Annotated in this window: 25 protein-coding genes, 1 tRNA gene and 3 pseudogenes; 19 read left to right on the top strand and 10 right to left on the bottom strand. The window is 65.6% G+C overall.

Translation table 11 applies throughout. The features are described from left to right. Positions 1–203: 203 nt before the first annotated feature. Positions 204–452 carry a hypothetical protein gene (locus tag IE242_RS01655; RefSeq protein ID WP_189854537.1) on the bottom strand — a complete coding sequence of 83 codons (249 nt, stop codon included), beginning with the start codon at positions 450–452 and terminating at the stop codon, positions 204–206. A gap of 802 nt (positions 453–1,254) precedes the next feature. On the opposite strand from IE242_RS01655, the gene IE242_RS01650 reads away from it, so the two are divergent. After that, the gene (locus tag IE242_RS01650) at positions 1,255–1,422 is read left to right on the top strand and encodes a hypothetical protein (RefSeq protein WP_189854535.1); all 168 of its coding nucleotides are present in this window, start codon (positions 1,255–1,257) and stop codon (positions 1,420–1,422) included. A gap of 121 nt (positions 1,423–1,543) precedes the next feature. Continuing rightward, a pseudogene (locus IE242_RS01645) lies at positions 1,544–1,786 on the top strand (site-specific integrase); the annotation flags it as partial. A gap of 144 nt (positions 1,787–1,930) precedes the next feature. Here IE242_RS01645 and IE242_RS01640 read toward each other — a convergent pair. Both IE242_RS01640 and IE242_RS01635 read right to left on the bottom strand, forming a co-directional pair. Continuing rightward, complete coding sequence (locus tag IE242_RS01640; RefSeq protein ID WP_229857974.1) at positions 1,931–2,491, bottom strand: hypothetical protein; 561 nt, start codon at positions 2,489–2,491, stop codon at positions 1,931–1,933. Positions 2,492–2,652: 161 nt separating this feature from the next. Further along, positions 2,653–3,631: pseudogene (locus IE242_RS01635) on the bottom strand (Mu transposase domain-containing protein); the annotation flags it as partial. A gap of 398 nt (positions 3,632–4,029) precedes the next feature. Between IE242_RS01635 and IE242_RS01630 the strand changes: the two are divergent. After that, complete coding sequence (locus IE242_RS01630; protein WP_189854533.1) at positions 4,030–4,959, top strand: aminoglycoside phosphotransferase family protein; 930 nt, start codon at positions 4,030–4,032, stop codon at positions 4,957–4,959. Positions 4,960–4,983: 24 nt separating this feature from the next. Here the strand turns inward: IE242_RS01630 and IE242_RS01625 are convergent, their stop codons facing one another. After that, the gene (locus tag IE242_RS01625) at positions 4,984–6,357 is read right to left on the bottom strand and encodes an NsdA family TPR-like regulatory protein (protein ID WP_229857972.1); all 1,374 of its coding nucleotides are present in this window, start codon (positions 6,355–6,357) and stop codon (positions 4,984–4,986) included. Between the two features lie 287 nt (positions 6,358–6,644). Here IE242_RS01625 and IE242_RS01620 point away from each other — a divergent pair, with 287 nt between their 5' ends. The 6 genes from IE242_RS01620 to IE242_RS01595 all read left to right on the top strand — a co-directional run bounded on the left by IE242_RS01620 (position 6,645) and on the right by IE242_RS01595 (position 12,137). Next, on the top strand, positions 6,645–7,193 hold the full coding sequence (locus IE242_RS01620) for a bifunctional DNA primase/polymerase (RefSeq protein ID WP_189854531.1): 549 nt from the start codon (positions 6,645–6,647) through the stop codon (positions 7,191–7,193). A gap of 3 nt (positions 7,194–7,196) precedes the next feature. After that, complete coding sequence (locus IE242_RS01615) at positions 7,197–7,505, top strand: hypothetical protein (RefSeq protein WP_189854528.1); 309 nt, start codon at positions 7,197–7,199, stop codon at positions 7,503–7,505. 4 nt (positions 7,506–7,509) lie between these two features. Beyond that, on the top strand, positions 7,510–7,836 hold the full coding sequence (locus tag IE242_RS01610) for a hypothetical protein (RefSeq protein WP_189854526.1): 327 nt from the start codon (positions 7,510–7,512) through the stop codon (positions 7,834–7,836). A 586-nt stretch (positions 7,837–8,422) separates the two neighbouring features. Further along, the gene (locus tag IE242_RS01605) at positions 8,423–8,761 is read left to right on the top strand and encodes a hypothetical protein (protein WP_189854524.1); all 339 of its coding nucleotides are present in this window, start codon (positions 8,423–8,425) and stop codon (positions 8,759–8,761) included. 183 nt (positions 8,762–8,944) lie between these two features. Continuing rightward, the gene (locus tag IE242_RS01600) at positions 8,945–9,742 is read left to right on the top strand and encodes a DUF3800 domain-containing protein (protein ID WP_189854522.1); all 798 of its coding nucleotides are present in this window, start codon (positions 8,945–8,947) and stop codon (positions 9,740–9,742) included. 97 nt (positions 9,743–9,839) lie between these two features. Beyond that, complete coding sequence (locus IE242_RS01595) at positions 9,840–12,137, top strand: hypothetical protein (protein WP_229857960.1); 2,298 nt, start codon at positions 9,840–9,842, stop codon at positions 12,135–12,137. Positions 12,138–12,868: 731 nt separating this feature from the next. On the opposite strand, the gene IE242_RS01590 is transcribed toward IE242_RS01595, so the two are convergent. From IE242_RS01590 to IE242_RS01575, 4 genes are all read right to left on the bottom strand, one after another. Further along, positions 12,869–13,564 carry a hypothetical protein gene (locus IE242_RS01590; RefSeq protein ID WP_229857955.1) on the bottom strand — a complete coding sequence of 232 codons (696 nt, stop codon included), beginning with the start codon at positions 13,562–13,564 and terminating at the stop codon, positions 12,869–12,871. Between the two features lie 567 nt (positions 13,565–14,131). Next, entirely contained in the window at positions 14,132–15,064 is a 933-nt protein-coding gene (locus tag IE242_RS01585; protein WP_189854518.1) for a DNA adenine methylase, read from the bottom strand. Further along, positions 15,061–16,470 carry a hypothetical protein gene (locus tag IE242_RS01580; RefSeq protein ID WP_189854516.1) on the bottom strand — a complete coding sequence of 470 codons (1,410 nt, stop codon included), beginning with the start codon at positions 16,468–16,470 and terminating at the stop codon, positions 15,061–15,063. Before IE242_RS01580 ends, IE242_RS01585 begins: the two co-directional genes overlap by 4 nt. Before the next feature lie 289 nt (positions 16,471–16,759). Continuing rightward, the gene (locus tag IE242_RS01575) at positions 16,760–17,500 is read right to left on the bottom strand and encodes a GntR family transcriptional regulator (protein WP_189854514.1); all 741 of its coding nucleotides are present in this window, start codon (positions 17,498–17,500) and stop codon (positions 16,760–16,762) included. A gap of 204 nt (positions 17,501–17,704) precedes the next feature. Here IE242_RS01575 and IE242_RS01570 point away from each other — a divergent pair, with 204 nt between their 5' ends. From IE242_RS01570 to IE242_RS01535, 8 genes are all read left to right on the top strand, one after another. Further along, a complete protein-coding gene (locus tag IE242_RS01570; protein WP_189854512.1) occupies positions 17,705–18,052 on the top strand; it encodes an SCO3933 family regulatory protein in 348 nt (115 codons plus the stop codon). Beyond that, a complete protein-coding gene (locus IE242_RS01565; protein ID WP_189854510.1) occupies positions 18,052–19,371 on the top strand; it encodes an FtsK/SpoIIIE domain-containing protein in 1,320 nt (439 codons plus the stop codon). The genes IE242_RS01570 and IE242_RS01565 overlap by 1 nt, the downstream gene beginning before the upstream one ends. A 12-nt stretch (positions 19,372–19,383) precedes the next feature. Then, positions 19,384–19,578 (top strand): hypothetical protein, encoded by a 195-nt coding sequence (locus tag IE242_RS01560; protein ID WP_189854508.1) that lies wholly within the window; start codon positions 19,384–19,386, stop codon positions 19,576–19,578. A 32-nt stretch (positions 19,579–19,610) separates the two neighbouring features. Further along, positions 19,611–19,901, top strand: a complete 291-nt coding sequence (locus IE242_RS01555; protein WP_189854506.1) for a hypothetical protein — start codon at positions 19,611–19,613, stop codon at positions 19,899–19,901. A 104-nt stretch (positions 19,902–20,005) separates the two neighbouring features. After that, positions 20,006–20,269 carry a hypothetical protein gene (locus IE242_RS01550; RefSeq protein WP_189854504.1) on the top strand — a complete coding sequence of 88 codons (264 nt, stop codon included), beginning with the start codon at positions 20,006–20,008 and terminating at the stop codon, positions 20,267–20,269. After that, complete coding sequence (locus IE242_RS01545) at positions 20,266–21,636, top strand: replication initiator (protein WP_189854501.1); 1,371 nt, start codon at positions 20,266–20,268, stop codon at positions 21,634–21,636. The genes IE242_RS01550 and IE242_RS01545 overlap by 4 nt, the downstream gene beginning before the upstream one ends. Next, a complete protein-coding gene (locus IE242_RS01540) occupies positions 21,626–21,838 on the top strand; it encodes a helix-turn-helix transcriptional regulator (RefSeq protein ID WP_189854499.1) in 213 nt (70 codons plus the stop codon). Before IE242_RS01545 ends, IE242_RS01540 begins: the two co-directional genes overlap by 11 nt. After that, complete coding sequence (locus IE242_RS01535; protein ID WP_189854497.1) at positions 21,835–23,223, top strand: tyrosine-type recombinase/integrase; 1,389 nt, start codon at positions 21,835–21,837, stop codon at positions 23,221–23,223. The genes IE242_RS01540 and IE242_RS01535 overlap by 4 nt, the downstream gene beginning before the upstream one ends. A 777-nt stretch (positions 23,224–24,000) precedes the next feature. Here the strand turns inward: IE242_RS01535 and IE242_RS39025 are convergent. Next, entirely contained in the window at positions 24,001–24,381 is a 381-nt protein-coding gene (locus IE242_RS39025; RefSeq protein WP_373299466.1) for a restriction system modified-DNA reader domain-containing protein, read from the bottom strand. 492 nt (positions 24,382–24,873) lie between these two features. Then, positions 24,874–24,945, bottom strand: a tRNA-Arg gene (locus tag IE242_RS01525). 195 nt (positions 24,946–25,140) lie between these two features. On the opposite strand from IE242_RS01525, the pseudogene IE242_RS37315 reads away from it, so the two are divergent. Together IE242_RS37315 and nrtL are read left to right on the top strand one after the other, a co-directional pair. Then, positions 25,141–25,519 (top strand): annotated as a pseudogene (locus IE242_RS37315) (response regulator); the annotation flags it as partial. 395 nt (positions 25,520–25,914) lie between these two features. Beyond that, complete coding sequence (gene nrtL, locus IE242_RS01515; protein ID WP_189854491.1) at positions 25,915–26,910, top strand: ArgS-related anticodon-binding protein NrtL; 996 nt, start codon at positions 25,915–25,917, stop codon at positions 26,908–26,910. Positions 26,911–26,968 lie beyond the last annotated feature (58 nt).

Raw genomic sequence — 26,968 nt, 5'->3', positions numbered from 1 at the left:
GGTTGCATTTCGGTGCGTTGGATAGCACGGAGGAACTAAAAGAGGGCTCACGGTAGATATCGCCCATATCGCCTTTCGGCAGGATATGAACCTGCGCCACCCGCTTTAGGAGTTCGATCAAGCTGGCCTAACCGCCCCTTCACGCTCGGGAGGTCAGACCAACGTGGTTCGTACTGGACTGCGGCTGTCTACCGGCGTTGATGTCAGGTGTGGATGTCAGGGAGCGAACTGGCCGGGGCCTCGGATATCCGCCGCGCCATCTCCTCGACGGCCTGGGGGATGACGTGCTGAGCGCCTTCGCGTTCCAGCGCGTCGACCAGCACCTGGCGGACTTCGGCGTGTGGCTGTCCGGAGTGAGAAGCGCGGGTCTGATCGACTGCTCGCTCAAACGCGGCAAGGCTGGCGGCCACGGCCGGCATGGCCTTCTCGTACTCGCTGGGGTCTGTTGCCATAGGTGCAGGTGATCAGGTCAGGTCGACGTGAGCAAGGCTGTCGCAGGACATCGGCTTGGGAAGCTGAGGTGATCTACGGCTGAACCTCGACTGACCTGGGCGGATGCGGTGCCAGCGTCTGGTCGCTCGTCGGGCTGCTACCCGGTGTTCTCCGTGGCTCCCCACACTGTCTGGCACGCGACTGGCATGGGTCCGTCGGCTTCAGGCGGTTACGGCGCCGGCCTCACGACATGCCCCAGGGCGACGAGACCGATCCCGACTGCGACCAACGAGGGGTGCTCGAGTCCGCCGCACGCTACGAGAAGCGCCCCTGCTCCCCAGAGTCTCGGCTGTCGCACATGACGCTGTAGCCATCTACCCGGCATCCGGCCGAGCAGCAAGCCGTGTACGCCGAGAACGGCACAGGCGAGCCAGAGCGCTCCCACCAGCAACATGAGCGGCAGGAGGAGGAGCGCAAGCGACGGCGACATGGTCGATTCCCCCGGAACTGGCGAGCTGGCTCGGTGCAGCAGTCTCGCACGCTTAAGCGGAGCCTACGGTCTGACCTCTTCGTCCCGAAGCAACTCCGGTAGGCGTGGTGCCTTGGGAGGCCGTGCCGTTCACCTTCGCTGATGGTCCGCAGACGTCCGCGCTCGTCCGCTGCTGTTCGTCGGCGTTGTCACGCAGTTAGACACTCACCTGAAAACGTGATCGGCCTGGTACGGCATCGGCGAACCTGAAATCATGCCGCGTGCATTGGTGTGGACGACCTGTCCATTTCCGTGGTGCTTTCCGCCGCAGACACTCCTGAGGAGAGGCTCTCGTGAAGAAGAACAGCATGACCACTGGCTTACCCCTCGTCATCGGCACCGTGATTGCCGCTGGCGTCCTCGTTCAGGACAACTACGGCGGCGCCGTCTTCGCCGTTGTGGCTGGTGCCGGTGCCTCGCTTGTCCTGCACCTCAGGTCTAGCCGCAACCAGGGGCGCTGAGTAGCTACGAGCCGGGCCATGAATACTCTCCGCCTTCCACGGACGGTTCCCCCTGGGTGTTCAGCAGAGCGAAGCCCAGGACAAAACACGAGGTCGGTGGAGCGGCTTTGGGCGGGAGCTCGCGTGGAAACAGGCTCGGGAACTGGCACTCGTGCCGCACCAGGTGTCCTCGGTCCTGGCCTTCAGGCCGTACGACCTCCGGCACGCGGGTGTCTCCCAGTGGCTCAATTCCGGCGTACCCGCCCCGGAGGTCGCCGCCCGCGCGGGCCACTCTGTGGATGTCCTCATGAGGATCTACGCGAAGTGCATCGACGGCCAGGAGCAGGAGATGAACGACCGAATCACGAAGGGACTCGGTGAGTAAGGGACATAGGTCGAGCTGAGGGATAAGTGCTCAAAGGAGCCCCGGGAACGTCCGTGGCTCCTTCATTCCAGCGGCGGCGGCCTCATCTACTACCGCCGACTCATGGAGAGGTCAGCTCTCACTTGTGTCCGAAGCAAAGGCGGCCTACCCGTGGTGCCAGACCTCTGAGGGAGTGACGTCCCAGGAGGTGCCCGCAATATCGCCCGTCTTACAGAACGAAGCCCAACTCACGACCGTGTCGCCAGCACGCTGTGCGCCCCGGTCGAACGCGTAGTCGGGCCAGCCCAGGTCGCCAGTAAGGCAGTACCAGATGCCCAAGCCCTGCTCCAGGGCATACGCCTCCATCTCTGCGTCCAGCTCTGACGGCACGCGGCCGATCAAGCGGATGCCCTCACAGGTGACCTGGGGACCACGCAGCCCATCAACAAGTACGCACGTCAAGCCCACGCCTTCGACGAAGTAGCACTTCACAGCCGGGCGTCGCTCCTCCGGGCCGACCCTGCAGAATTCGACGCGCCACTGGGCGCGCTGCGAACTCCAGCGCTCGATCTCGCTCTCCGTGTTAGAGAATCCGTGTTCCGCCATGATTGTGATCGCTTCGTGTCGATGGATGCCGAAGCTCAGCGGTCCAACCATCTGGCGAGGAACGTACCCCCACTGCTCCCGCTCGGAGTCTGAGAGCATCGCCCAGTAGTCCGTGTTCACAGCCTGATGATCATTCACGCGCCGTCGCCGGCTCAATCCGGCCCAACGATCCGCAGGGAACGCCCTGGCATAGTTTCCGGCTCTACCGACCGCCCGTAGCTGAGACGTCGTCCTGGACGGACGGTTTCGTGCTGTAGGGCTGCTGACCTGTGCGGAAGACCACCTAGATCATTGTCGGCGACATAGGTGTCCAGCGACCGCTCCTCGACCTCGGTCACCTCCGCCGGCACCGGCTTCCTCGCGGCTGCCGCCTGGCGGGCGGCAGCGGCGGCCGCCGCGTGATCGGGATCGGTGATGGTCTGGTGGCGGGCCCAGCTGCGGGCATGGCGGGCGACCTCGACGCCGTCGCAGGCCACCAGGACCTGGTCCAGGTCGGCGGCCACCTCGATGCGGCGGCCGACGGCCAGCGGGTGCACCGACTAGTCGCAGGTGTCCAGGCGGACGTAGTGATCCCGGGGTAGCCGCAGGGAGGCCTTCCACCAGCCCGGCGGGGCGATCGGCGGCAGCGCGAGCATCCAGCAGCGGTCGCCCTCCAGCCGGTTCGAGGGGCGGGCCTGCAAAGTGCGGTGGATGCGCCGGTTGGCCCGGGCCAGCCAGTCGGCGAGCTGGATATTGAAGTCTGCCGGCGAGCTGAACACCCGGCCGGGCAGGAACGAGGTCTCCAGATAGCCGTTGGCCCGCTCCACCAGGCCCTTGGCCTCCGGATCCCGCGGCCTGCAGAGCAGGAACTTCACCCCCAGCAGCCCGGCGAACGCGGCGAACTCGTCGGTCAGCCGCGGACCGCCCGGCCGCCAGGACCCAACGGCCCCTTCGTTGTCCCAGACCAGCACCCGGGGGACGGCACCCAGATCGGTCAGCAGCCGCCAGTGCCCGGCGATCAGGTCGGCCGCCGACCGGGAGGGCAGCATCCGGGCGGTGATCCACCGCGAGTAGCCCGCGACCATGACCAGTACCGGCGGCCGTCCGACCTGGCCGAAGCCGAGCGGGATGTCGACGCTGGTACTTCGGCGGCGCGTCGTCCGCGATCGCCCTGCGGACGGTGTTCCTCGCGATCCCCAGCTTCCTCGCGATCGCCCGCACCGGCATCTGCTCGGCCCGGTGAAGCCGGCGGATCTCCGCCCAGTCCTCCACGCTGATCACTCATCCTCCCGGCCTGACTCAACGAGCCAGGCCTCGAAGGGGGTCAACTTTCAAGCGTCGCTACCGGTCCACTTTTCAACCGTCGCCGACAGATCATTGCGTAGTCGCTACGTGATCACTGCCATAGAGGTGCTCTCGGTGGCACCGGCCCGCACATACGCGAAGACCCCGGCCTCAGCGTTTCCGCTGGTGACGGGGTCTTTGGGCACCTCATGCAAGGTGCCCCCGGCAGGATTCGAACCTGCGCACACGGCTCCGGAGGCCAGGTGAGTACGCGAGCCCATCAGTGCACTGACCAGGGCGGGAAGCGCTGATCGGATATGCGCCGAGCAAGATCATTACGCCCCTATTGCGCAGGTGGCCTGTCGGGCGGTCGGTCCGGCCCGTATGGTCGAAGCATGATCTCGCGCAGCGGCGGTGGACCGGACGGCGGCGGCACGGAGTTCACGGCGGAGGGCCTGGCGCCCGTCCTCGCTGAGGCGTGCGCGACGGCCGGCTTCGACGCCCACGGCGCCGAAGTGCTGCGCCTCGGCTCCAACGCGGTCTACCGCCTCGCGTCGTCCCCCGTCATCGTCCGTATCGCGCGAGACCCGTCCGTCCTCACGGAGATGGGCCGGGCGGTGAACATGGCCCGGTGGCTTGAGGCACAGGACTTCCCGGCCACCCGTGTGCCGACGTCGGTGGCTCAACCGCTCGTCGTCGGCGGCTTAGTGGTCACCTTCTGGGAGAGCGTCCAGGAGCGCGAGGAGTACGCCACCGTCGGCGAACTCGCCGATCTTCTCCGCCGCCTGCACTGGCTCGAAGAACCCGAAGCGCTGGGGCTGCCGTACTTCGATCCGCTGGCCAAACTGGCGGCATCCCTCGAAGCCCTGGAGGGAGTCTCCGCGGAGGACCGCACGTACTTGGAAGAGCGAGCGGCGAGCCTGGCCAAGGATTACGACCGACTGGACTTCGTCCTCCCGTTCGGCCTGACTCACGGTGACGCCAACATCGGTAACGTCCTCCACCACCGAGACGGACACGCGGTCCTCATCGACCTGGACGGCTTCGCCCTCGCTCCACGGGAGTGGGACTTGATCCTCACGGCGATCTACTACGACCGGTACGGCTGGCACTCGAAGGCGGAGTACGCGGAATTTGTCTACCGGTACGGCTTCGACCTGATGAACTGGCCCGGGTACGAGACGCTGGCGGACCTGCGCGAGCTGATGATGGTGGCTTGGATCGGCCGTCAGGTCACGGTCAGCGAGCGATCTGCCGCCGAGTTCGCTCGTCGGATGCGGTCCCTTCGCACCGGGGAAGGACGAGACGAGTGGAGTCCGTTTTGATCTTCGGGCACGTGCGCATGCGACTCACGCACCCACGAGTCCGCCGGAGGCGATCCACAGTCTGTGCTCCTTGACCTGCTCAGTGAATGTCCGCACATCGGTGCCGTCACCGACCGCCGCCAGGTTTTGGCGGAACTCGGCGAGGTAGCTGACGCACCGGGCGGACTTGAGCTGCTCACCCATATCGAGGGCATCGAGCGCCACGCGACACGCCTCCTCGACGTCTCCGGCGCGTAGGTGGGCATCGGCGAGAACCATGGTCGCGAAGAAGTCGCTCCGTACATGGCTGCCGCTCATGGCGTTCTCTGCGTGGGCGACGGCCTGGCGGGCGCTGTTGACGTCGCGGAAGCAGTGGGCGGCCTCGGCGGCCAGCTCGACTTCGTCGAAGTAGCTGATCCACTCCGGCTCGTCGTCGCTGTTTCGGCTCTCCAGGGCTTTCGTGGCGGCGAGTAGGGCAGCCTCGCAGGCGCGCACATCGCCGGTACGGGCCAGGGCGCGGGCCTCCATGGCGTGGAACTGGGCCCGTAGCGTCGGCGTGGCCACGGGGGAGATGCCCATGAGGGCGGCACGTGCGAGCGTCGCGGCCTGCGTGTAGCGACCGAGGAAGGTCGCCTGGTGGCTCATGGCAGACAGGATGCTGCCGGCGAGTCGTCTGTCGTTCGCGTCCTGGGCCAGCCGGAGAGCCTGGAGGAAGTACCGCTGTGCCAGACCGTGACGGCAGGCGTCGTAGGACATCCAACCGGCGAGGAGCGTCGCTTCCGCGACAGTGGAGAACAGGGCACGGCCGACCTGCTCGGTGTACTGGCCGCGGAGGAGGGGCGTGACCTCCGTGCTCAGGTACTGGATAGCCGCGTGCCGTGCGTGGTCACCGCCGAAACGGTCGTCCAGCCCGGCGAACATGTCAGCCGTGGTCTTGACGGCGGCCACGTCTCCGAGACCGACGCGTGTGCCGTCCTGCCGCTGCCGGGGAACGGCCGGGTCGGGCGCCACCAGCCACCGGAGGGAGGCCTCGTTCCAGGCCGGCTCGGAAGGCTCAGCCCGTAGGAGGGGCTCGTGCTGATTGAGGTCGGCGCGCCACAGCTGGCCGACCGTCTCGATCGCGTCGTCGGTGCTCGCTGGATAGCTGACGTCCATGAGCCGTGTATCCCGCTGGCTCTCGTTGGTCAGCCCGAGTTCGGGGGCACTGACGCCGTAGACCTCGCACAGCAACGGACCATAGAAGTCGTCAGGAACGCTGTGGCCGTTCTCCCAGCTCGCGATACGGCGCTTGACGCTGCTGTCGGCCGGAAGCTGGTGACCACGGCGCGCCGCAGCCTGGCGCAACTCGCGTACCAACCGCGGCTGACTCCAGCCCCGGTCCGTACGGGCCTGCCGTAAGCGAACACTGGTCGGCTGCATCGAAGACGTGACCATTCCCTACCCGCGTGTGCAGTGGTGCGACTACTGAGCGGACGGCTCTGCGACCTCATGACTGAGCGTACGCGCCACACGTCGCTATGTGCTGCAAGTAGTTAAAGATCGGTGGGCGGTTGGCCCGTGACGGGGGATGACACGTCGCCGCGTGACGCGTCACCCCCCGTCATCCCTCGTCATCTGCCCTGGCCCGGGTGGTGACCTCGACTCTGGATGCACGGCGGCCCAGCGGCCGTGACCGAGCCTGAGCGAGGTGGGATGACGTGCAGAGGATGACCACAAGGGGTGTCGACTGGCTGTCCGCGGCGGCTGACGATCCGGTCGAGTGCCGGGCGGCCTGGGCGGAAGACCCTCGTGCACCGTACGCGCTGCCGGCCGGCCGCTTCTTCGACGTGGTGACGGTCGAGCAGCGAGTCGGCATGGAGACGTTCGATCAACTACTGCGTCGAGGACTGCCGTTCGGGCCGGTGGTACACGACCACAAGGCGCGGCGAGTGGGCTTCTTCCTCGGCGCGCGGAGCTCCGGAAGCTTCACGCACTACCTCGCACAGGAGGCAGACACGGACGCACCACCCTCGTATCGCTACCTGGGCAAGGGGTCGGTGGTCGTAGTCCCGGGGCCCATGCCCATGGCCGGTGACCGCTACCAGTGGCTTCGGGCCCCGACTCGGCCGCCCATCGCCAACCCGCTCCGCCCGGTCGCCTTGGTGACCATGCTGGTCGCCTCCGCGGAGCTGCTAGTCCGGGTGGACCGCTACGGCGAGCGGTACCCATCCGCGGACGCCCTGGCGCTTCCCGGCTCCGGCTCCGGAGGAGTCTGACTGATGAGGGATGACGCCACCCACCGGCACGACGCTGCCACCTGGTCACCCCTGGAAAGCGACGGCTGGTACGCCGCGCGCAACGCCACGACCGCCCTGCGGAACGCTCTTCTCAGTGCTGGCCTGGAGAAGGACTTCCCGTATCTGCGAGCCGATCTGAACGCCTTCGGGCACGGCCTGGTGGAGCTGGGACGCGTCTCGCCGACCACCGCGGAGCGCCTGGCGGAGCTGCTGCGGCTGGCGCTGGCCTCGGGCATGCAGCGGCTTCAAGAGGGTGGCGGAGCCGCCGAACACCGCACACGAGAGGACTGACGCCATGACCGACCGGCGGGGAGTCGTCGCCAGACGCGCCGAGAACCTGATGCCCGGCGTGCCCTACGTCCGCGGCTGGGCACAGGCCCGGCGAAGTGCCGGTGCCTTGGCCGCGCAACTGACCACCTTGGCACTGGAGCCAGACTTCCCCGGCCTCACGGCCGACGTGAACGTCTCGGGTGACGGCTTGGTACGCCTCGGCACCGTCCGCCCGGAAGCGGCCCTGCTGCTGGCCGAACTGATCGTCTCGGGCCTCGCGGCGGAGCTGTCGAAGCCTTCGGAGGAATCGGAGGCGGAGCCGAGGGCCGTCGGTCAATCGACTGCTGCTTGATCAGGCCGTCGATGGCTTCGGCTGGCTGCCGTTCGAGCGTGCTCCCGCTGCCGGCCGAACCGGCCCCGTACGTCACCGTCCCCCGGCGGTCGACGTACGGGGCCTTCTACTGCATGCGGCACCTACTCGGCTGTCGGCCTGCCGCTTCGGCCGGGACCGGCGCCCCAGCGCCGCAGCCCGGACGAAACGGCAGGCCAGCACGCTCGATTCGGGTGACCGCTTGTTTGCTGTGAGGAGCCCTCAGCCTGGGAAAACAGCATGGTGGGACCAGCCTGGAGCTGACTTGGGCAAACGTCGCGCTGTGGCCTCCTCGGCGAAGCTTGATACCACTGTGAATCCCTGCTGCTTCCCGAACGTTTCGGTGCGCCTGTGGTGCGACCCCCGTCACCAGCCTCCGTGACCAGGGGCTTTCTCAGCACCACAGTGAATGGTAAGGACGCCTGAGCTGACGCTTCGGACTCGTCGGGTTCTACGACCAGCTCAACGATTCCCACGCTAATGACCGGCCGCGTGGAGCCGTCAAGACGGCGCCCGTTGCTGACAGGCGCGTTGACGGCCATGGCATAACTGAGTTAACTACTAGCTTATGGACTTCACTATTGTCGCTCACGCCGTTCAAGTCGATCACGGTATCAAGCGCTTCTCGATGCGCTTCATCAAGCGATACGCCGCGCCGGATCGGGTTCGACTCAGCGCCGAACTCTGTGAGCAGATCACGCAGGCCCTAGATGCGCTCGGGTTGACGACCTTGCCTCGTCGGCTTCCTACGTCTGAGACAGAGGACGTCTTCGTCATCCAGAAGGACAGCCCGCTTGGTGAAGCTGTAACCATCGCGGCATCAGTCGCAATGATGGAGAAGATGGGCACACCGGTGATTCCGGCTCTTTTTGAGCGATTCCCGCGAGCGAGGCGCCATTTGACGTAAGAAACGAGTCTCAGTCACTACCGGTTTCGGCCAACTAGTTCATGTGTGGGCATACATGTCGCACCGGCGTCTGGAGGACAACTACAGTCGAGCTACCCAACGCAGTTCACTGGTGACTCGTCGGTCACAGTGTTGCGCCAGGGCTACTTCGCCTTAAAGTTCCTGGCGTAACGGAGTTGCTGCATGGCCTTTGATGCCCGGTGTCGCGTTCACTGCCACGACCAGATGATCGTTCCATCCAAGGGGCATGCCTTCACGGACTTCCTGGCGTCGACCCATCCCCTCTTGCCGGACAGTCTCTATTTTCTTGATGATTCCGGCAATGCGGATACGTCAGTGTTTGGGTTCTTGCGCGTACCGCAAGTTGACGGGTGGTCGACGGCTGATGCGGCGTGGACTGCCTTCCTGGAGGAACTGCAGGTCAATCCGTACATAACCTACGCTCCTGGCTTTCCATTGCATGCTGTTGATTTGGTTGCCGGGCGAGGGCGCCTGTTGCACCCTGTGGGCGGAGCTGCCCCGACAAAGCGGCGGAAGACCGAGGCCGCGAACATCGTGCTCCAGGGTCTACGGACGCTTGCCCGAGTTCCCGGACTCGCCGTTGGTGCCGTCTACCGTCATGGTGCGACCCGTGAGGACTTGTATGCCGACCTAGTCGAGATGGTCAACAATCGACATGCAGCGGCAGGAACTTCCTGCCAGTTCATCGTTGACGGTAATGGCACCGAGCGGGGGCTGCGTGCAGCTCATCGTCGGCTGCCTGTTGAGTACAGGCACGTCCTGGGAGATCCTCTGCTCGTTCCCGCCAGGCGGATACCGTTGCTCCAGGCGGCTGACTTCGTTGCATACGCCGCGCATCAATCCGTGGTCCGACTGCCCAGTCGCGCGTTCATGTGGGACTGGTACACCCAGGTTTTCCCCGCGGCGAACGCACTTATTGATCTCGGATCGCGGCTAAAGAGGTCCGGGCCCCTGCGGTGAAGCTGGGGCCCGGGTCGGACCTGGTGCTCCGGGAAATCGGGCCAGGACCGCACGCCAAGTCTCCCACACAATTCTCAGCTCATGGTCGGAGGACCGTATGTCCAGCCCTGCTCATCTGTCCGTGACGCTCGCCTGGAGGGGCGAGAACGTTGCGGTCTCCAGTGTCGAACGAGCTCTGCCCGCCCAGTCCGCCGAGTCCGCCCGAGAGGCGGTGACCGCCGCTGGCGTCGCCAACCCTCTTGCCTCCTTGCCCGCCGGCGCGTGGGAGGCCGTGGCGCGTGCCGCAATCAACCCGGAAGCCGTGGCGATCATGCTGCGTCCCACCGCTCAGGAACCCGCCGGTCTTTTGCTGGAGGAGAACGTCGAAGGCGCCACCCTCCGAACTTTCAATACCCGAGTCTGGCTAAGCGAACTGCTGCCCGGCATTCAGCCTCGCACGGGCATGGAGGTGATGGACATCTCCGACCCGCAGGTGGTCGGTACCATCGAGAAAGGAGAGCCGTGCGCTGTTGTCCGCTACCGGTACCGTGACTTCCAGCACCTGAAAGATCACGTTCGGCAGACTGTGCACAGCACTCTGGCACTGAACAGTTATGCGGCCTCCATCCTGGGGCGCAAGGTGACCCGTCCCCTGATCACCCACCCAGTAGAGTTCACCTTCGAGGACGGCACCGAATCGTTCCACGCCCTGGTAGTACGCGACGGCATCACGCGCCTGGCGAGCGCTTGGGCCGTTCTTGCTGGTCCAGAAGCCGACGCGGCGCGCGCTGCCGACCTGATGGTGGAGTCGCTGTTCGGAGGGGTCGCAAGGGGAAAGGTAGACGGCCGTACGCTCAGTGATCGGCTCGCTGCGGTCCGTGAGACTTGGCGGCACGCTCTCGCCGATGAGTTCCATCAGGCCATGGCCGCAGAGGAACCCGGTGACCGCGGGATACACATTGCGCAGACCTATGTTGTTCCTGCTCAGGTGGCGGTCGGCGCTGAAGGCCATCCCGGCCACTTGCTGGCTCCCGAAGACGTCTTCGACGACGCCATGCGCTCAATCCTGGCCAGCGTGCACGTAGAGTTCAAAGCGTGGGACTCGGCGGCTCAGAACGTTGAGGTGGCCACTCGGGCACTCAAGCGCGTTATTCAGCTCGGTGATGCGCCGGTAGCCAAGGAGAGCCTTCAGGTCGTCTACGGCCTGGCCGTTGGCCGTACCGCCCCAGAGAATCTTCCTCGGGAGTACGGCGACAGCCAGCTACCGGGTACTGCCCTGTGGCGCGGGATCCAACTGGTTCACGCCCTGACTCGCCCCGAGCTGTACGAGCGGCTCAAAGACCAGGCCAAGACGATCAAGGGCGGCTCCCGGATGAGCGCCAAGGGCTTCGCCGAACTGCTAGGCCCGATCATCGACCTGCCCTGGCGCAGTGCCAAGAAGGCCGTTTCGAAGCAAGCACGAAATGCGTGGGGCAATGGTGGCGTACTCACCCGTGACGTGCTGAAGGAGTGGGAGCCAGCTCTGACGGACGACTTTACCACCCTCGTTGAGCCGGCCATGGCGGGTCGTGTCGATGCTCGCTGTACCTTGGCGGTTGCTGGCGGTATTGCACTGATTGCCGACAAACTTCTCACGCGGAATGTCGGCTCTTCCTTGATGGCTCCTAAGGAAAAGGGCGGCGTTCCCTTCCGATCCGACGTCCATCTCGTCGTCGAGAATCTCTCTGCTGAGGACAATGAGCTAGGCCTGTGGACCTTGGCGTTGACCGCCAACAGGTTCCGGGCCGACTTGTTGCCGGAGAACGCGCAGTCTATGCGACAGTTCGTACGCCGGAACCGAAAGGAGGAGGAAAGTTCGGCGTATGTCCACCTCAAGGTGGACTTGGCGCAGCCGGACAAAATCGCCCGGGATGAGAACGGTGTGCCCGTGCCCCTGTTCGAGTGGGATGTCGTGTGGGCTTCCGATCAGGCGCGCGCCAGCGAAGCCTACGCGGAGCATAGGCTCCGTCAGTTTCCTTCGCCCGCGACCTCCTCAGATTCTGGTACGGATGTCAAGGAGGAACAACCATCTGGAGCAGGCTGGGGGTCCACAGGCGGCGAAACAACCTCAGCCGAATCGAAACCGAGCGATACCTCGTTCAGCGGCTCCGGTGAGGGCATCCCGAGCAGCCGCCGGGCCGCGGACTACCGGCGCACCCTGCGGTCCAACCTGGAGAGCGCCCGAATTGCCTTGGACGGCTTGACAGAGATCGACAGCACCGCTGGCAGCTGGCCACCAGTGATTGAATCCACAGACTTCGTTGACCTGCGCCAGTCGTTGCTCGACCTACAGACCGATCTGGAAAACCTGCGGCGCAATATCCAGGGGGATGACCCGACCATCCCGGTAGAAAGCGAGGACGAAGACGAGGGCTAAGGGGCGAGGTTCCCCTGGTCCAGGCAGCACACTCAGCTTCACATAGTCGCTCGCTTGGGCATCACTGTTGTGGCAACCGCTGTGGGTACGCTTTTGGGAGTGGTCAGCACGCTCCTTGCTGACCACTCCCGGTTGCGCCGCGACATGTCGAAGAGTGACCGTGATGCGCTGCGCACCGCGCTCACGGGATGTTTCGAAGCGCTTGCTCAGGGCCAGAAATATTTTCGCTCGAGCCGGACCGTCTTAGAGGTGTGCTGGAAAGGGCGAGGTCGCGATTATCTAACATAGTGTCTACGCAGCACATCAGCGATTGGACTTGGTAGCTCACCGGCCAGTTGTCGCATAGCAAGCCGGGCCACCCTTGGCTTACTTGAATCTTCACGAAGTGGTGGCTGCCGGCCACGTCCCGGACTCTATCGAGTACGTCCACACCTGGCTGGCGAGCTGCTTGTGAGGACCGCCAGACGTTGACCGAAGAGATCAAGAGAGTTCTGCGGCGCCCCTGAGAGGACGGTCGGCATGGCGCGACAGCGTAGGTGTACTACAACGGCTCCGGAAGCCTCTTGGCTAACGTGGAAGCTCGCTGGTCGTCGCCTTGCGAGCGCTTGGTCGGATAAAACCCGTCCACAGGTAGTCCGCGGCACTGCCAGCGGAGCGATCGCCAAGCACGTGCGTGCTGTCTGCCCGAGCCGCTTCGAGACTGAGTCATGCCGATGGTAGGTCGACGGGCCTCATGAAGCGACTTGGCCATGTAGTTCCCTTTTAGCAGCACGGACGAAGCGTGTCTCTGCCTCACCAAATCGGCGCACGGCATCGGAGTATGAGTCGTTGGAAGTGGGGGGATAAGAGCGCCACCCTTCTAGTAGGGAAGTGAACTCCTCGTCGTCTAGAGCGCCTGATGGCAGGGCGTTGCGGGCCTCAAGGCAGGACCTTTCCGCCGCTTCAGGGCCGTAGGTATGCTGTCCACCCAGTTCATCGGGATTTGAGGAGCTAGTGAAGCGGTGACGGCTCAGGCCAGCCAGCGCCTGCATAAGTTCTACAGCAGTAGCGCTCACGCTCGGCGATTCATCATTCATCATCCGGCCGAGCTTGCCCCAAGCTCTCTCGTAAATTGCCTGCTTACGGAGGTAATAGCCCATAGTCTGAGCGACGTCGGCCATTCCTGCAGCAGGGTCAGCTACGCTGTCCGGCCCTTCCAGCTCGACGATCGTTTGGGCAGCCTTAAGTGTTACGAGGGCACCGTCAATAGCGGCCTTGCCCTCCTTGATTCTTTCCATGGGTAGTTCTTCCCCGTTGGCCATGACGAATTGCTCGCCCACTTCCTTCACTCGATTAGCGGCAAGAAGGAAAGAAGCGTATGCATCTCGTTGGATGCCGCGACGCCACTGTTGGTGAGCGGCGTTTGCTCCGGCGTGAACAGAGTCCAACGCCGCACGGTAGGTAGACCGAGCTTGAGTCAAGCCGGCCTCGCTGGTGGCCTCAGCCGTACGCAAGGCGGCCTTCGTCTGCCATCGGCCGATGAGTATGGTGGCGGGAATCCCAATGAGTGCTACTACGGCCGCGGATAGTGCGGCTATCCCCTCAAGGTCCATGCTAGTCATGCTGCCGCAATGCCGGGATGTAGTTGAACCATCCTTAAGGTAGGACGCAAGCGGCTGTCTGGCTCCACAGACACTCACACACAATCAGATGCTCAACAACGGCACAGGGTCGGGGCCAGTGGGGGCATACATGCGTCTTGGCGGGTTGATTGCGATTGTGTCACGAACCTTGGCCAACGACAGCCAGCCACGATGGCGGGTGCGCCGCCCGAGCTGGCGCGCGTGTGTTTCGCTGTACCCCCACTGGCCGCAACCACGCTGCTGTCGTGTGTCGTTGATGAGGAAAAATGACGGCTAGCCAAAAAACAGCCGCGACACCCTAACCATAGGAGTCACTGTCAAGGCGCGTTGCAGTCCTGACGAGAGATTTCACGGCGCTGAGCGCTCTGCGGGCTATTGACTACTTGACGTGGACTGTCCGGCGGCACTTTGCGGCACTTCGCGTTTCCTCTTCGAAGTCATCCAGCGGAAGTTACCTTCACCGATTATTCCAGTCACTTCTGGCAGGATGAGTTTATTGCCGAAGATGGCATACTCTACGCCAGTTCGCTGTATCTGCGCTGTATGAAGAATGTCAAACTCTACACAGCGGAATCCCTTGTAGAGGTCTTCAGTGATGCGCTTGTTGGCGTCGTAAGTGAGGAGCCATTTAAGTGGAGTGGTATGCAAGATGTTCGCCAACTCCTTGTGGTCCTCGCCCGTTAGTGAGTCAAGGTAAAGTCGGTCGCCCTGGACAATATAGGGCGGGTCGACGTACATTAGAATATCGTCATGCTGTGGTTCAAGGTGGCGAATAAAAGAGCGAGCGTCCATTTGCGTGACGGTAACCCGGTCGCGGAATGTCGCTAGGTAGTTGATTCTTTCGATGAGTGATTCGCGGCTAAATCTGGCATCAATTTTCCAGTTTCCCGTCTGGTCAAGTCCGCCGATGGGGCGAGCCCGGAGAATTCCAGAGCGGTTGCATCTATTCAAGAAGAAGGTTGAGAATCCCAGTTCAATATCGGTGCGGCCGGATGGATTCTTGTAAATCTCGGCATGTCGATACCACTCCGTGATGCTCACTTCTGCGGATGCGACTAGATGGGTCAGGTTCTCGGAATCGTGAAAGATGCAACGCCACAAAGCCGCTACGCCTGGATCCAGGTCGTTGATGTGAATATGGTCGACTTCGTTGTTCGCGAGCAAACGCAAAGCGGCGCCCGCGCCCCCGGCAAAGGCTTCAGCATATGAACGGGGACGCGGGCGTTGTCGGGAAATCAGGCGCGCAATGTAAGGTGCTAGCCGCGCCTTTCCTCCCGGGTATCGGAGAGGGCTAATGTATCTCATCGCTTCTTAGTCTCAATTAGGTCATCGAGCTGGGTCAGGAGGGGGCCATACGCAAGGCTCAACTTCCGTACTTCAGAGGTGAGGGGGTTTGACTGCCAGGAGTGCACAAACTGGTGGAGGGTCTTCAGCACGAGTGCTCCCTCATCCTTCTGAGAGAAGCGCCAAGCATCACTGAGCGCCGGGTTATCCTGCTTCGGATCGACCTGATGGAGGGCGGCGGCGATCCGGCTCTTGAGGTCGTTTTGACCCCGTTTCCAGCCGAGTTGGTCTGCTGCGTCGAGGACTACGATGTCCACTACGATTCGCACCATGATAGCCGCCACGTTCGGCATGTCGTCGATGCTGAGCCGCTTTGCTTCCTGAAGAACCTCGGAGGTGCGAAGGCTTACGTTCCGCAAGGAAACGCTTTGGAATAGCCGTTTCTCGAAATCCGGCCGTCTGCGCCGGGACGCCTTCGCCGGTTCCGAATCGGTGCTTTCGTTGCTCTTTCTTGTGTCTTGGCCGGTACTTGATGCAGTGCTGGAAAACCTTTGTGGCTCATCCAGTCGGTCGGCCAACTTCGGCAAGTCGTCCTCAACCTGCTGTAGATAGCTATTCCGTTGCCGCTTCGTTTTGATTTTGTCGACCGAAACGGCGCCGGCCAGGTCATGGAAGAGGCGGGCAAGGACTTGCCGCATTCGGTCTTTGGGGAAGTCCGATACGACGGAATCTCCATCGAACGAAATCCCCAGGCGGCTCCGAACGTCTGGGTCGCCGATCATTCGTCCGAGATTCGTGATCCTGTTGGCGCGAACAGTTGCGACATCCGCAATAAGTTCCGCATCGTCTGCGAACCAAGCGGTCACTGCGTCCGTAAGGAGTCTGGCTTTTTCGGTCGGAGTTGAGCGGCCGCCGAACCTACTTACTTCGGCCGAGCTCCACTTAACGACACCGACGCCTTCGTTCTCTCCAGTGTGTCTGAGCTTGATCCAAGGGGCGGCCTGCTGCCGAGTTTCCGCGACGACGCACTGCACCCGCCGCGGTACTTCGCCACTTGCGGCAATGGCAGCGAACTTGCGTTGGAGTTGTTCGGTAGGTGCCAAGCTGGGCTTGTTGAGCAACTTAAGCGCTGCAACTCTTCGGTTACCCTCGAGTACAATATTAAGGTCGCCCTCAGGCATAACTACGATCAGTTCGGTCGGGTTAAGCCCTCTCTCGACGATGCTTCTAGCCAGTCGAAGTAGCTTGGGTGCACCTCCATCGAGAAGAGCTGCGATGGATTCTTCAAGGCTCTTCGTCGGCTGTGCGTGCCGCGGATTCGTCTCGTCCAAGGTCAAAGACGCAACGTGCATGCTTACTTGTTTCATGCCGCTCATAATCCCCGCCGCCCCCTTGCGATGCACCATATTTTCTGGCAGGTAGATCATACGTGGCTAGTGACCTTGTTGCTATAGACGTGTTTTCTAGCCAGGTGGCTGAAAGGTGCCACCGCGTGCAGGGGTGGCGAAACGACCGCAACTGTGTGGCCGACGCCCGGCTGTGATGTGCCACCTCCCTGGTGCAGGGTGGCTGATTGCCTGGTGCGCGGCACGGGCCCCGCCGGGCTGGAGCGGGGGTAAACAAGAGCGGCGGCCCGGCCGGGGGTCGGGTCGCGCGCGGCGAGCGTGAGCGAGCCGCCTTGATGACGTAGAGAAACTATGAGCCACCTGGGACCTGCTACAGCCTGAACGAGAGCTCCAGCTCGCCTCCCGGCAGGTGGAACTCCTCAAGCGCCAAGGGCCGCTCCGCCTCAGTAAGCGTCACCCGGAGAACATGCATCAACGGGACCCCATCAGCAAGCCGGAGTGCCTGAGCCTGGTCCGGCAGAGGCATCCGAGTGCGGACGTACTCCGTGAAGTGGAGCTCGTGGCCCAGGTCCGCGAGCGCGGTGTAGAGCTCCGGTGCCGGCGGTGGGGCCTCCTCCTCGTACTTGGTGTCGATGAGCACCGAGAACGGCACGTACGTCCGGTGCAGTTGGCGCAAGCGGCCTTGGTCCGCGGTCTGGAGCGCGTCGTAAGTGAACATCGGCTCGCCCGGCGGGATGCGGAGAAGGTCTGCCAAGGCCAGCGGGGCATCGGTGCGCGTGGCGACAGGTGGCTCGGCGTCGGTCCAGCGGATGCCGTCGGCCTCGACGTACTGGCCGTCGGAAGTGCGGCGTACGCCTCGCGGGCGCGTGAGGCTGGGGCGGCCGTGGGGAGAGCGGGCGAAGGTGCCGCGGCCCATGATGGCCTCCACGAGACCGGACGCCCGTAGCTCCGTGAGCCCCTGGCGCACGGTGGGGCGCGTCACTCCGAACTGCTTGGCCAACGCATCCTCCGAGGGGAGCGGTTGGCCGGCGGGGAAGGTGCCGTCCAGGATGCCTTCGCGCAGGTAGTCGGCGATCTGCCGGTACTTCGGCTGCGTGTTCTTCGGCGGCATACGGGCCCTCCACGGCCTTGGTCACTGCTTCTTCCCTCCATGGCTGGTCGGTACCACCCACGGGTGGAAACAGCTTCTCCCACTCGAAGACGGTTGACAACCCGTACTACGGGTGGTCAGTCTTGTCTCCGCAACCCGTAGTACGGGTTGTAAAGCAATCCAGAGGATCGCCCTCTGGGTGCGAGAGATGAGGAGATCCGAACAGTGGCAAGCCTTCCGATCGACACCGCGAAGTTCACGGGCATCATCTGCGCCGTGCCTCCGACTCCGCGGGTCGCCAACCGTGAGACGGGACAGCTCCGCGTCGACCGTGACACCGGCAAGACGATGTTCCAAGTAGGCCTTTGCCTGATGGCCGGGGCGTCCGCGGACGTCGTGAACGTGAGTGTGGCCGGGGAGCCGACCGGCGTGCAGCTCGGTATGCCGGTGGCCGTGCGGGACCTGGTCGCCACGCCATGGGAGAACGAGGGGCGGCACGGGATCGCGTTCCGCGCGGCGGAGATCCGACCCCTGAGCGCTCCCGCTACGGCGGGCAAGGGGTCCGGACAGTGATGAACCTGGCCTCCGCCACCTTGACCGAAGCGAACGGGCTGGGCTGGGTTCTGGTGGTGGCCGCAGTGCTGGTGTCGGGCCTGCTCCTGGCGGGCCCGACCCTGCGCCGTCGCTACCCCGTGACCTGGTGGTTGTTGCTCGGCTTCCCGTCCGTGGCCTTCCGGGTCGTGCAGACCTGGCGGCCCCTGATGGCCGGGTGCGGACTCGCCGTGAGCCGTCGGCCGGCCCTGACGGTCGTGTCCGGGCTCGTCGGCAAGGGATCGCCCCCGCCACAGCCGCGCGTACCTCGTCGCGGCCTCATGCATCCAACCTCCGGCGGCTTCGTACTGCTGGTGCGGCTGTTGCCGGGCCAGGTGCCGGAAAACTTCGTCAAGGCCGCGTCCGCCATGGCGGAGAACTGGCAGGTCCATGCGGTACGGGTGACCTCCTGGAAGCCTGGCGTCGTACGGATCGTCGCGTCGGCGGCCGACCCGTTGGCCGCTCCTCGGCTGCCCAAGCAGCGTGGGCCTGGCCAACTGCTGCGGGTGACCGTGGGCGCGCTGGAGACCGGGGCCGCGTGGGTGCTCGACCTGCGGCGCGTCCCGCACTGGCTGATCGTGGGAGCCACCCGCTCCGGCAAGTCGACGCTGATCAACGCCCTCGTGGCGGGCCTCGCTCCGCAACCCGTCGCGCTGGTCGGGATCGACTGCAAGGGCGGCATGGAGCTGTCCCTGTACGAGCCCCGCTTGTCGGCCCTCGCGACCAACCGAGAGCAAGCGGTGCGGCTCCTGGCCGCGCTCGTGGATCTGACCCTCGACCGCATGAACGTCTGCCGGGCGGCGCGCGTCCGCAACATCTGGGGCCTGCCGGACAAGGAACGCCCGGTTCCCGTCGTCGTAATCGTGGACGAGATCGCAGAACTGTTCCTCGTCGCCAGCCGCAACGAGAAGGACGAAGCGCACGCGGCCGGTACGGCGCTGATCCGGCTGGCACAACTCGGCGCAGCGCTCGGCGTGTTCCTCGTCGTTGCCGGCCAACGTGTCGGCTCAGACCTGGGGCCCGGTGTCACCGCCCTACGGGCCCAGCTCGGCGGCCGGGTGTGCCATCGCGTGGCCGATCCAGGTACGGCCGAGATGGCGCTCGGCGATCTCAACCCCGACGCGCTGAAGGCGGCGCAGGCCATCACCCCTGAACAGGCCGGTACGGCCGTCCTCGCCTCCGGCGACGGCTGGGAGCGGGCCCGGTCTCACCTGATCACCGAGGCCGAGGCGGAAGCCGTTGCCGCCGAGTACGCGCACCTCGCTCCCGTCCTGTCCGAACTGCACGTCGAAGCGCTGTGAAAGGGGTCTGCCGTGCTGGTGTCCATGTCCGCGGTACTGCTGCTCGGCCTGCTGATCTGGTTCCTCCTGCGCATCCGCTACCTGCGGTGGGTCGACGCGCTGCTCTGCGGGACCTTCGGTTTCCTGCTCGCCCGGACCGTGGCCGCGCCGCTGGTTCAGGGAGTCCTCGACGGCGTGAACGGCTTCCTCGGCCATCTCAACTTCTGAGCCCACCCACCGACCCGAGAAGGGAATCTCCCGTGTCCGACTACGTCATTCGCTCCGGTGACCGTGCCGCTTTCCTGGCCGGTCTGCGCGAGCTGGTCGACTTCCTGACCGCCCATCCGACAGCCGCCGTACCGCGCGGCGCGTCCGTCATCGTGCTGGTCGACGCCTCCGACTCCGCCGCTCGCCGGGACGGTGTGGAGTCGGTCGCTGCTCCGCTCGGCATGCCGACGGAGGACGTCGGCCGCGGCTACTTCGACGCGCGCCGCGAGTTCGGGCCGATCTCGTACAGCGTCATCGGAGTCCCTCCCAAGGAGCGGCAGTGATCGCCCGTACGACGGGCTCCCGACGGGGCGCGAAGTCGCCAAACCCGACCCCGTCAGGAACCCACTCCATCCGCCACGTAAGCAGTGAAAGGAGTACTCACACTTTGACCACCGCGCATCATTCGCGCAAATCTCCGCTGCCCGACTGCGTACTCAGGGAGCGCGAAGCGCAGGTCCTGACCTGCGCCGGACGGGAACAGGTCGTTCTCGTCGGCCTGGACGGAGCCGAGCAGCGCCTGTGCCCCGGGCACGCGGCGGCACTCTGGCTCACCGACCCGACACTCCGCTTCAGCGCCAAGACCCGGCCCGAGGGGATCTCGGCCGTGATGGGGCAGGCGTTCGGCGGCGGCTGGGGTGGTCGCCGATGACCACTGTCCTTTCGGAGAGCGCTGCTGCTCTCATCGCCAGGGCGGCGGAGCCGGAGTTCGCAGCCTGGCGCCGGAACATCGTCGGCCTCGACGGCTGCACCAACCCGATTCACCTGGTCGGTGCAGCCACCGTCTACGACACGACCACCGGCGCGGCCCTCCTCTCGTACGGCTCAGATGCCTACGGCGGTCGCCTGCTCATCGCGTGCGGGAACCGACGGGCGACGGTCTGCCCGGCCTGCTCGGGCCTGTACCGGGCGGACACGTACCAACTTGTCCGGGCTGGGCTCGTCGGCGGCAAGAACGTCCCGGGCGCGGTGAGCGGTCATCCACGGGTCTTCGCCACGCTCACCGCTCCGGGCTTCGGCCCGGTCCACACCCGCCGTGAACGCGACGGGCGCGTACGGGCCTGCCGCCCTCGTCGAGCAGGAGAGCTCTGCTCGCACGGGCGGCCGGTCGGATGCCGTGAGAGTCACTCGTCGGACGATCCCCGCCTCGGTGAACCGCTCTGCCCGCGCTGTTACGACTACGCGGGAGCCGTGCTCTGGCAGGCGTCCGCCGGCCGTCTCTGGCACCGGTTCGGGCTGGAGCTGCGGCGGGAGGTCGCGAGGAGGGTCGGTTTGTCGCGCACGGAGTTCGGGGAGGTCGCCCGGCTCTCGTACACGAAGGTCGCCGAGTACCAGCGGCGGGGCCTGGTCCACTTCCATGCTGTCGTCCGCCTCGACGGTCCGGACGGGCCCGACTCGTTCCCGCCCAGCTGGGCGAGCGTGCCGCTTCTCATCGATGCCGTGGGAGCGGTGGTCGGTCGCGTGCGGTTGCTCGCTCCGGGTGCGGATGTCGTCGGCCCACGGGTGCTGCGCTTCGGCACCCAGGTCGACGTACGGCCGGTCACCTCGTACAGGCGGGAGGCTGAGGAGCGGCCTGCGTCCGCGGCGGCCGTGGCGGGCTACATCGCGAAGTACGCCACCAAGGGTGCGGAGACCGCCGGCGCGGTGGACGGTCGTATCTATCGGGCGCGCGACATGGTCATGCTGCCCGTGCGCGCACATGTGCTGCGCATGATCGGCACGTGCTGGTGGCTCGGCGGCCTGCCGGAGTTCGAGTCGCTCGGGCTGCGCCGCTGGGCGCACATGCTCGGGTACGGCGGACACTTCTCCACCAGGTCGCGCAGCTACTCCACCACGCTCACCGCACTGCGGCAGGCCCGTACCGACCATCGTGCGGAGCAGCAGCGTGCCTCACTCGGCCTCGCCGACCGCTCCACGGCCACGGTCGGCCACTGGCTCTACGCGGGACGCGGCTACTCGCCGGAAGCGGCTCTCCTGGCTGCCTCCGTGCGGGAGGGCGGTGGTCGCCATGGCGCGTGACAGCCGTGGAAGAACGGCCGAACTGCTCACGGTCCGCCAGGTCCTCGACGAACTGGGCGGCATCTCCCGGCGCACCTTCTACCGCTGGCGGGAGCTGCGCCTCGCTCCGGCCTGCATTCGGCTGCCGAACGGGGAGCTGAGGGTTCGGCGTGACGTGCTCAACGACTGGTTGGAGGAGCGGGCGGAGGGGGTGGCGTCGTGAAGTCGTACAAGGCCTCCATCTGGAAGCTCTCGGTCAACAAGACCACCAAGAAACCGACGTACCTCGTGCGCTGGGTGGTCGACGGACAGCCGTTCAGCGAGTCCTACAAGACCAAGGCATTGGCCGACCGCTTCCGGGCCAAGCTCGTGCGTGCCCTCGACAAGGGCGAGCCCTTCGACACCGTCACGGGCCTGCCCGACTCGCTGCGCGGCGGCAAAGCTGCTCTGTCGTTCCTCGACCTTGCGGTGAAGTACGTAGACGCGCGGTGGGCGGAAGCATCGGCGAAGCAGCGAGACAGCATGACGGACGCGTTGGCCACGGTCGTGCCTGTCCTGGTCAAGCCGGGGCGGGGACGGCCAGGTCTGGAGGTGCTCCGGCGGGCGTTGCGCTCATATGTCTTGCCGGTTCCTCGGCGGGAGCGAGAGCGGCCGGAGGAGATCGCCGCGGCGGTGAGGTGGATCGAGAGAGCGTCGCTGCCGGTCGGGGAGCTTCAGGAGATCGCCCGCGTGCATGAACTGATCGATGCGCTCGGCCGACGGCTCGACAGCAAGCCTGCTGCGACGCAGACGTACCGGCGGCGGCGCGCAGTGGTCTTCAACGCCCTTGAGTACGCGGTGGAGCTTGAGCACCTCCCGTCCAACCCGCTGAGCAGGGTCCGGCGGAAGCGGGGGAAACGAGCGCTGCAGGAGGTCGACCGCCGGGTGGTGGTCAATCCTCGGCAGGCTCGGGAGCTGCTGACCGCCCTCACGTACGTGGGCGGCTACGACCGGGCGAGCGGTCGGCGGCTGCAAGCGTTCTTCGGGTGCCTGTACTACGCCGCCATGCGGCCGGGGGAGGCGCTCGGCCTTCGCCGCTCCGACTGCACACTTCCGGCGTCGGGCTGGGGCCGCATCGAGCTGACGGAGACCCGTCCAACAGTCGGTAAGGCCTGGACGGACTCCGGAGAAGCACACGATCGGCGGGGCCTGAAGCAGAGGGCCCACGGAGAGGCGCGCATCGTGCCGATTCCGCCTCCGCTGGTCCGACTGCTCCGTGAGCACGTTACGGAGTTCGGCACGGCGGACGACGGCCGGCTGTTCGCCAGCGAGCGGGGCAACGTGATCGCTGCCTCTTCGTACTCCCGCGCCTGGAAGCAGGCTCGGGAACTGGCGCTCGTGCCGCACCAGGTGTCCTCGGTCCTGGCCTTCCGGCCGTACGACCTCCGGCACGCGGGTGTCTCCCAGTGGCTCAACTCCGGTGTACCGGCACCGGAGGTCGCCGCTCGCGCGGGCCACTCTGTGGACGTCCTCCTGAAGATTTACGCCAAGTGCATCGACGGCCAGGAGCAGGAGATGAACGACCGGATCATGCAAGGGCTGGGGGAGGGGAACGGCTCAACGGGTTGACATCCGACATGACCAACCGCCGGAAGCCCCGGACTCCTTCGTAGTCCGGGGCTTCCGCCGCGACAAACTCAGTTGGCTGTGCTCCGACCCTGCGTCGTCCGGCCTGCAGCGGGCCGGACTGCCGTGGGTAGGGACTTCAACAGTTGTTGTTACTACCTCACACCCTGTGGGTCGCGTCCCTCAGAACAGTCCGGCGAACCTAGCCGCGGCTAGCACGCCGACGAGCATGGCGCTGCATGCGACCCCTGCAGACATCAGGAACACGAGGCGAAGTGTTCCATCGCCACTTTGCAACGCCTCGCTGATTATTCGACGCCAGCTTTTGCGCATTTAATTCTTTCCCTTCACCCTCGGGACCGATGTATTGCTTAGGGCAACTAACTATTTTTAGGCTGCACCTGCCCACCGCTTCTGCTCAGTATTATTAGCAGGCCATGAAGTGAAGCGTGTGCCTACTTGGCCTTTTTGTTACTTATGTGTTACTTGTGAGGCTTGAGGCGCTTGCAGTTGGGCGTTGACGCGGGGGGTGGGGCTGGCGGTGAGCAGCAACGCCAAGGCGAGGTGCAGTTCGGGCTGCCTGTCGCTGCGCGGTGGCGCTCCGAGGGGTGTCGCTCGTTGGAGCCTGCGGGGGTGATGATGTCGGCCCCGCAGGAGACTGGGCGCGAGGGTTGCCTACGTTGAGCGCGGCAGTGGGCCCTGTGCGGCCGGCCTTGCCTTGGCCAGGCGTGCTTTGCGGGTGTGTGGGGTCCGCATCTTGATGCGGATTCTGATGCTGAGTTAGTGAACCTTGCGAAGTGACCCGATGATCACGCCGTCGCGCTCTCGCCTCCACGCCGTCCAGCCGTCAGCTTGTGATCCTGCCGCGGCCACCGCTGCGCCGGATGGGGTTCGATACGGCTTGCCTTCGAAGGAGAGCCAGCCGTTCGGCAGTACCTGCGCCTCGTGTCGGACTCCCAGGCGAGGGCGGGACCAGTAGAGCGCTTCGCCGACTTCGAGGTCCCCGGCTTCAATCATGGGCGCTAGTCCTCCAGGTGTGGTCTGAGTGGCGGCGTTACCTGCCCCTTCTGGCCCTCCCCTCGGAGTGATGTCGATGTGTACGTCATCGCCGACGGTCCTCGTCTCGATCGTGGCGTCTGGGATGGAGATGCGAATGACCACACTCACGGGTCCGCTCCTCAGGTTTACAAATCTGACTAACCTCTCTCCCAGTGGGGTTGCGCAACGCTGCTTCGTCGGGCCCTCGGTGTGCGTGTAGGGGCGTCGGGTGCTCGTCACCGTGTCGGCTTGGCTGTTGCGGTGGGCGAGGGGGGCGTGATGAGTTGCGCGCCCCGGCGGCCTCTCCGGATAGCGATAGGCGACCTCGACGTGGTGAAGGAGGCGGTGCCGCTAACTGCAAGCTCGCGTCGGATGGTCAATGGAGGTGAGGCGCGAGGAGAGGTTGAAGCGCCCCCTGTTCGCGTGCGGTTCGGATAGCTACGCCAGGGCGCGGGGGCGCCCTTGAGCTGCCGCGAAGCCCTCAAAGATCAACACGCTATTACAACGTGATCACTGACAAGCGGCTGCTTCCGGCGGCATCCGCCTGCACATACGCGAAGACCCCGCATCCAGCGAACTCGCTGGTCACGGGGTCTTTTGGCACTTCAGCTGAAGTGCCCCCGGCAGGATTCGAACCTGCGCACACGGCTCCGGAGGCCGTTGCTCTATCCCCTGAGCTACGGGGGCGTGTTGCTCGCGGTGTTCGCGGCGACGGGTAGAACCCTACCAGCTTCGGAGGGGAGGTCATGAACGGGTTTCCGGGCGATCGGCGGAGGAGGTGTCGGCGGGCCGCCGGCGGGCTGACCTGGGGGAGGGGCCACGGACGGGGGAGAAGTGGGCAAAACCCGGACGCGGCGGTGGGCGCCGACCTACTCTCAAGTTGTGCCAGGCGCGTCTGGCCGGGTCCTTGTCGTGGACGACAACAAGGTCATCCGGCAGCTGATCAGGGTCAATCTCGAGCTGGAGGGGCTCGAGGTCGTGACCGCGGCCGATGGTGTCGAGTGTCTGGATGTGGTTCATCAGTTCCGACCCGATGTCATTACCCTCGACGTCGTCATGCCCCGGCTCGACGGGCTGCGTACCGCCGCGCGGCTCCGGAGTGATCCCCGGACCAGACATCTGCCCCTCGCCATCGTCAGCGCGTGCAGTCAGTACGAGGTCGAGACGGGGCTCGACGTCGGTGTCGACGCCTTCCTCGCCAAGCCCTTCGAGCCTGCCGAGCTGGTCGCTCTGGTGCGGGAGCTGATCCAGCGGTGCCGGGCGGCCGGGACGTCCGCGTGCGGCGATGCGTCCGTCGGGGATGGTGGTGCCTCCCTCGACCTCGACGAGCGTGGTGCGTCGGGTGCGTCGGGAGTCGAGGGCAGCTTGTCCGGTGAGCGCGGTGCGTTCGGTGTCACCGCCAGTACGTCCAGTTCCTCCAGTACGTCTACGTCCCTCGGGGGCGTCGGCGGTAGCGAGTCCGCCGAGCCCGCCGGGCGCAACGGCGGTTGAGTCCACGCTCGCCGCAGCCGTTGCTCGCCGCAGCCGTTGTCGGATGGGAGGGGCGCTGTGCAGCTGCGCACACCGCGCCGTCCCTCCCGTCCTCCCCGTCCACATTTCGGGAACCCGCAAAACCGGTTCGCCTACCCACCCCCCACCTCCCCTACGCTTGTCTCCGTGACCCCCGTCGAGCTCTCCCGCACCGTGCTGCGCGCGGTGCGTCGTGCTGTGGACGAGGGGGAGCTGAGCGTGGTCGTGCCCGAGCGGGCCGTGGTGACGCCGCCGGGGCCCGGGGGGTGCGGGGACTACGCCACCAACATCGCGTTGCAGCTGGCCAGGCCGGCCGGGCGGCCCCCGTTGCAGGTCGCCGAGATACTGCGGCCCCATCTGAGCCGTACCGAGGGTGTCGCCGAGGTCGAGATCACCGGGCCCGGCTTCCTCAACATCCACCTCGCCGACGCCCAGGCCGCCGCCACCGCCGCCGTCGTACGGCAGGTTCTCGCGGAGCGGGAGCGGTACGGGCACAGCCGCGCGCTCGACGGGCAGGTCGTGCGGCTGTGCGTTCCGTATGAGGTGCGTGCCGAAGTCGTCGCCGATGCCCTCGTGCGCATCGTCGCCAGTCAGGGCGGGCGTGCCGAAGTCCAGCACGAGCACGGGGAGCCCGTCACCCTGCGGCCCGTTCCGGCGCCCGAGGATCCCGCCCCCCTCGGGCTCGACGCCGCCCGCTGGGCCCTGCTGCATCCCGCCGGCCGTGACCGGCCCCGCATCACGGCCGACCACCTCGTGCAGCGCGCGAGCAACCCGCTCTTCCGGGTGCGTTACGCCCATGCCCGCTCCCGCGCCCTCCTCCGCAACGCCGCAGACCTCGGCTTCGGTTCCGCCGCCGAAGCCGTACCGGATGCGGACGACCTGGTCACCGACCTCGTCATCGCCCTCGCCGACTACCCCCGGGCCCTCACCCACGCGGCCATCCACCGCGCCCCCGACCGGCTCGCCCGGCACCTCGTCACCGTGGCCGACGCCCTGCTCGCCCTCCAGCACACCGTGCTGCCGCGCGGCGAGGAGAAACCCACGGCCGCCCACCGTTCCCGGCTGGCGCTCGCCGACGCCGCCGGGACGGTGCTGGCCGGCGGCCTGTCCCTGCTCGGCATCGACGCGCCCGACCACCTCTGACAGCCCGGAGCCGAGAGCATGAAGCCCAGAGCCCGCAGCTCACGGAGCCGGTAGAGCC

This window comes from Streptomyces poonensis (assembly GCF_014650915.1).
Classification (GTDB): Bacteria; Actinomycetota; Actinomycetes; order Streptomycetales; family Streptomycetaceae; genus Streptomyces; species Streptomyces poonensis.
This window is presented reverse-complemented; position numbering and strand designations above follow the sequence as displayed.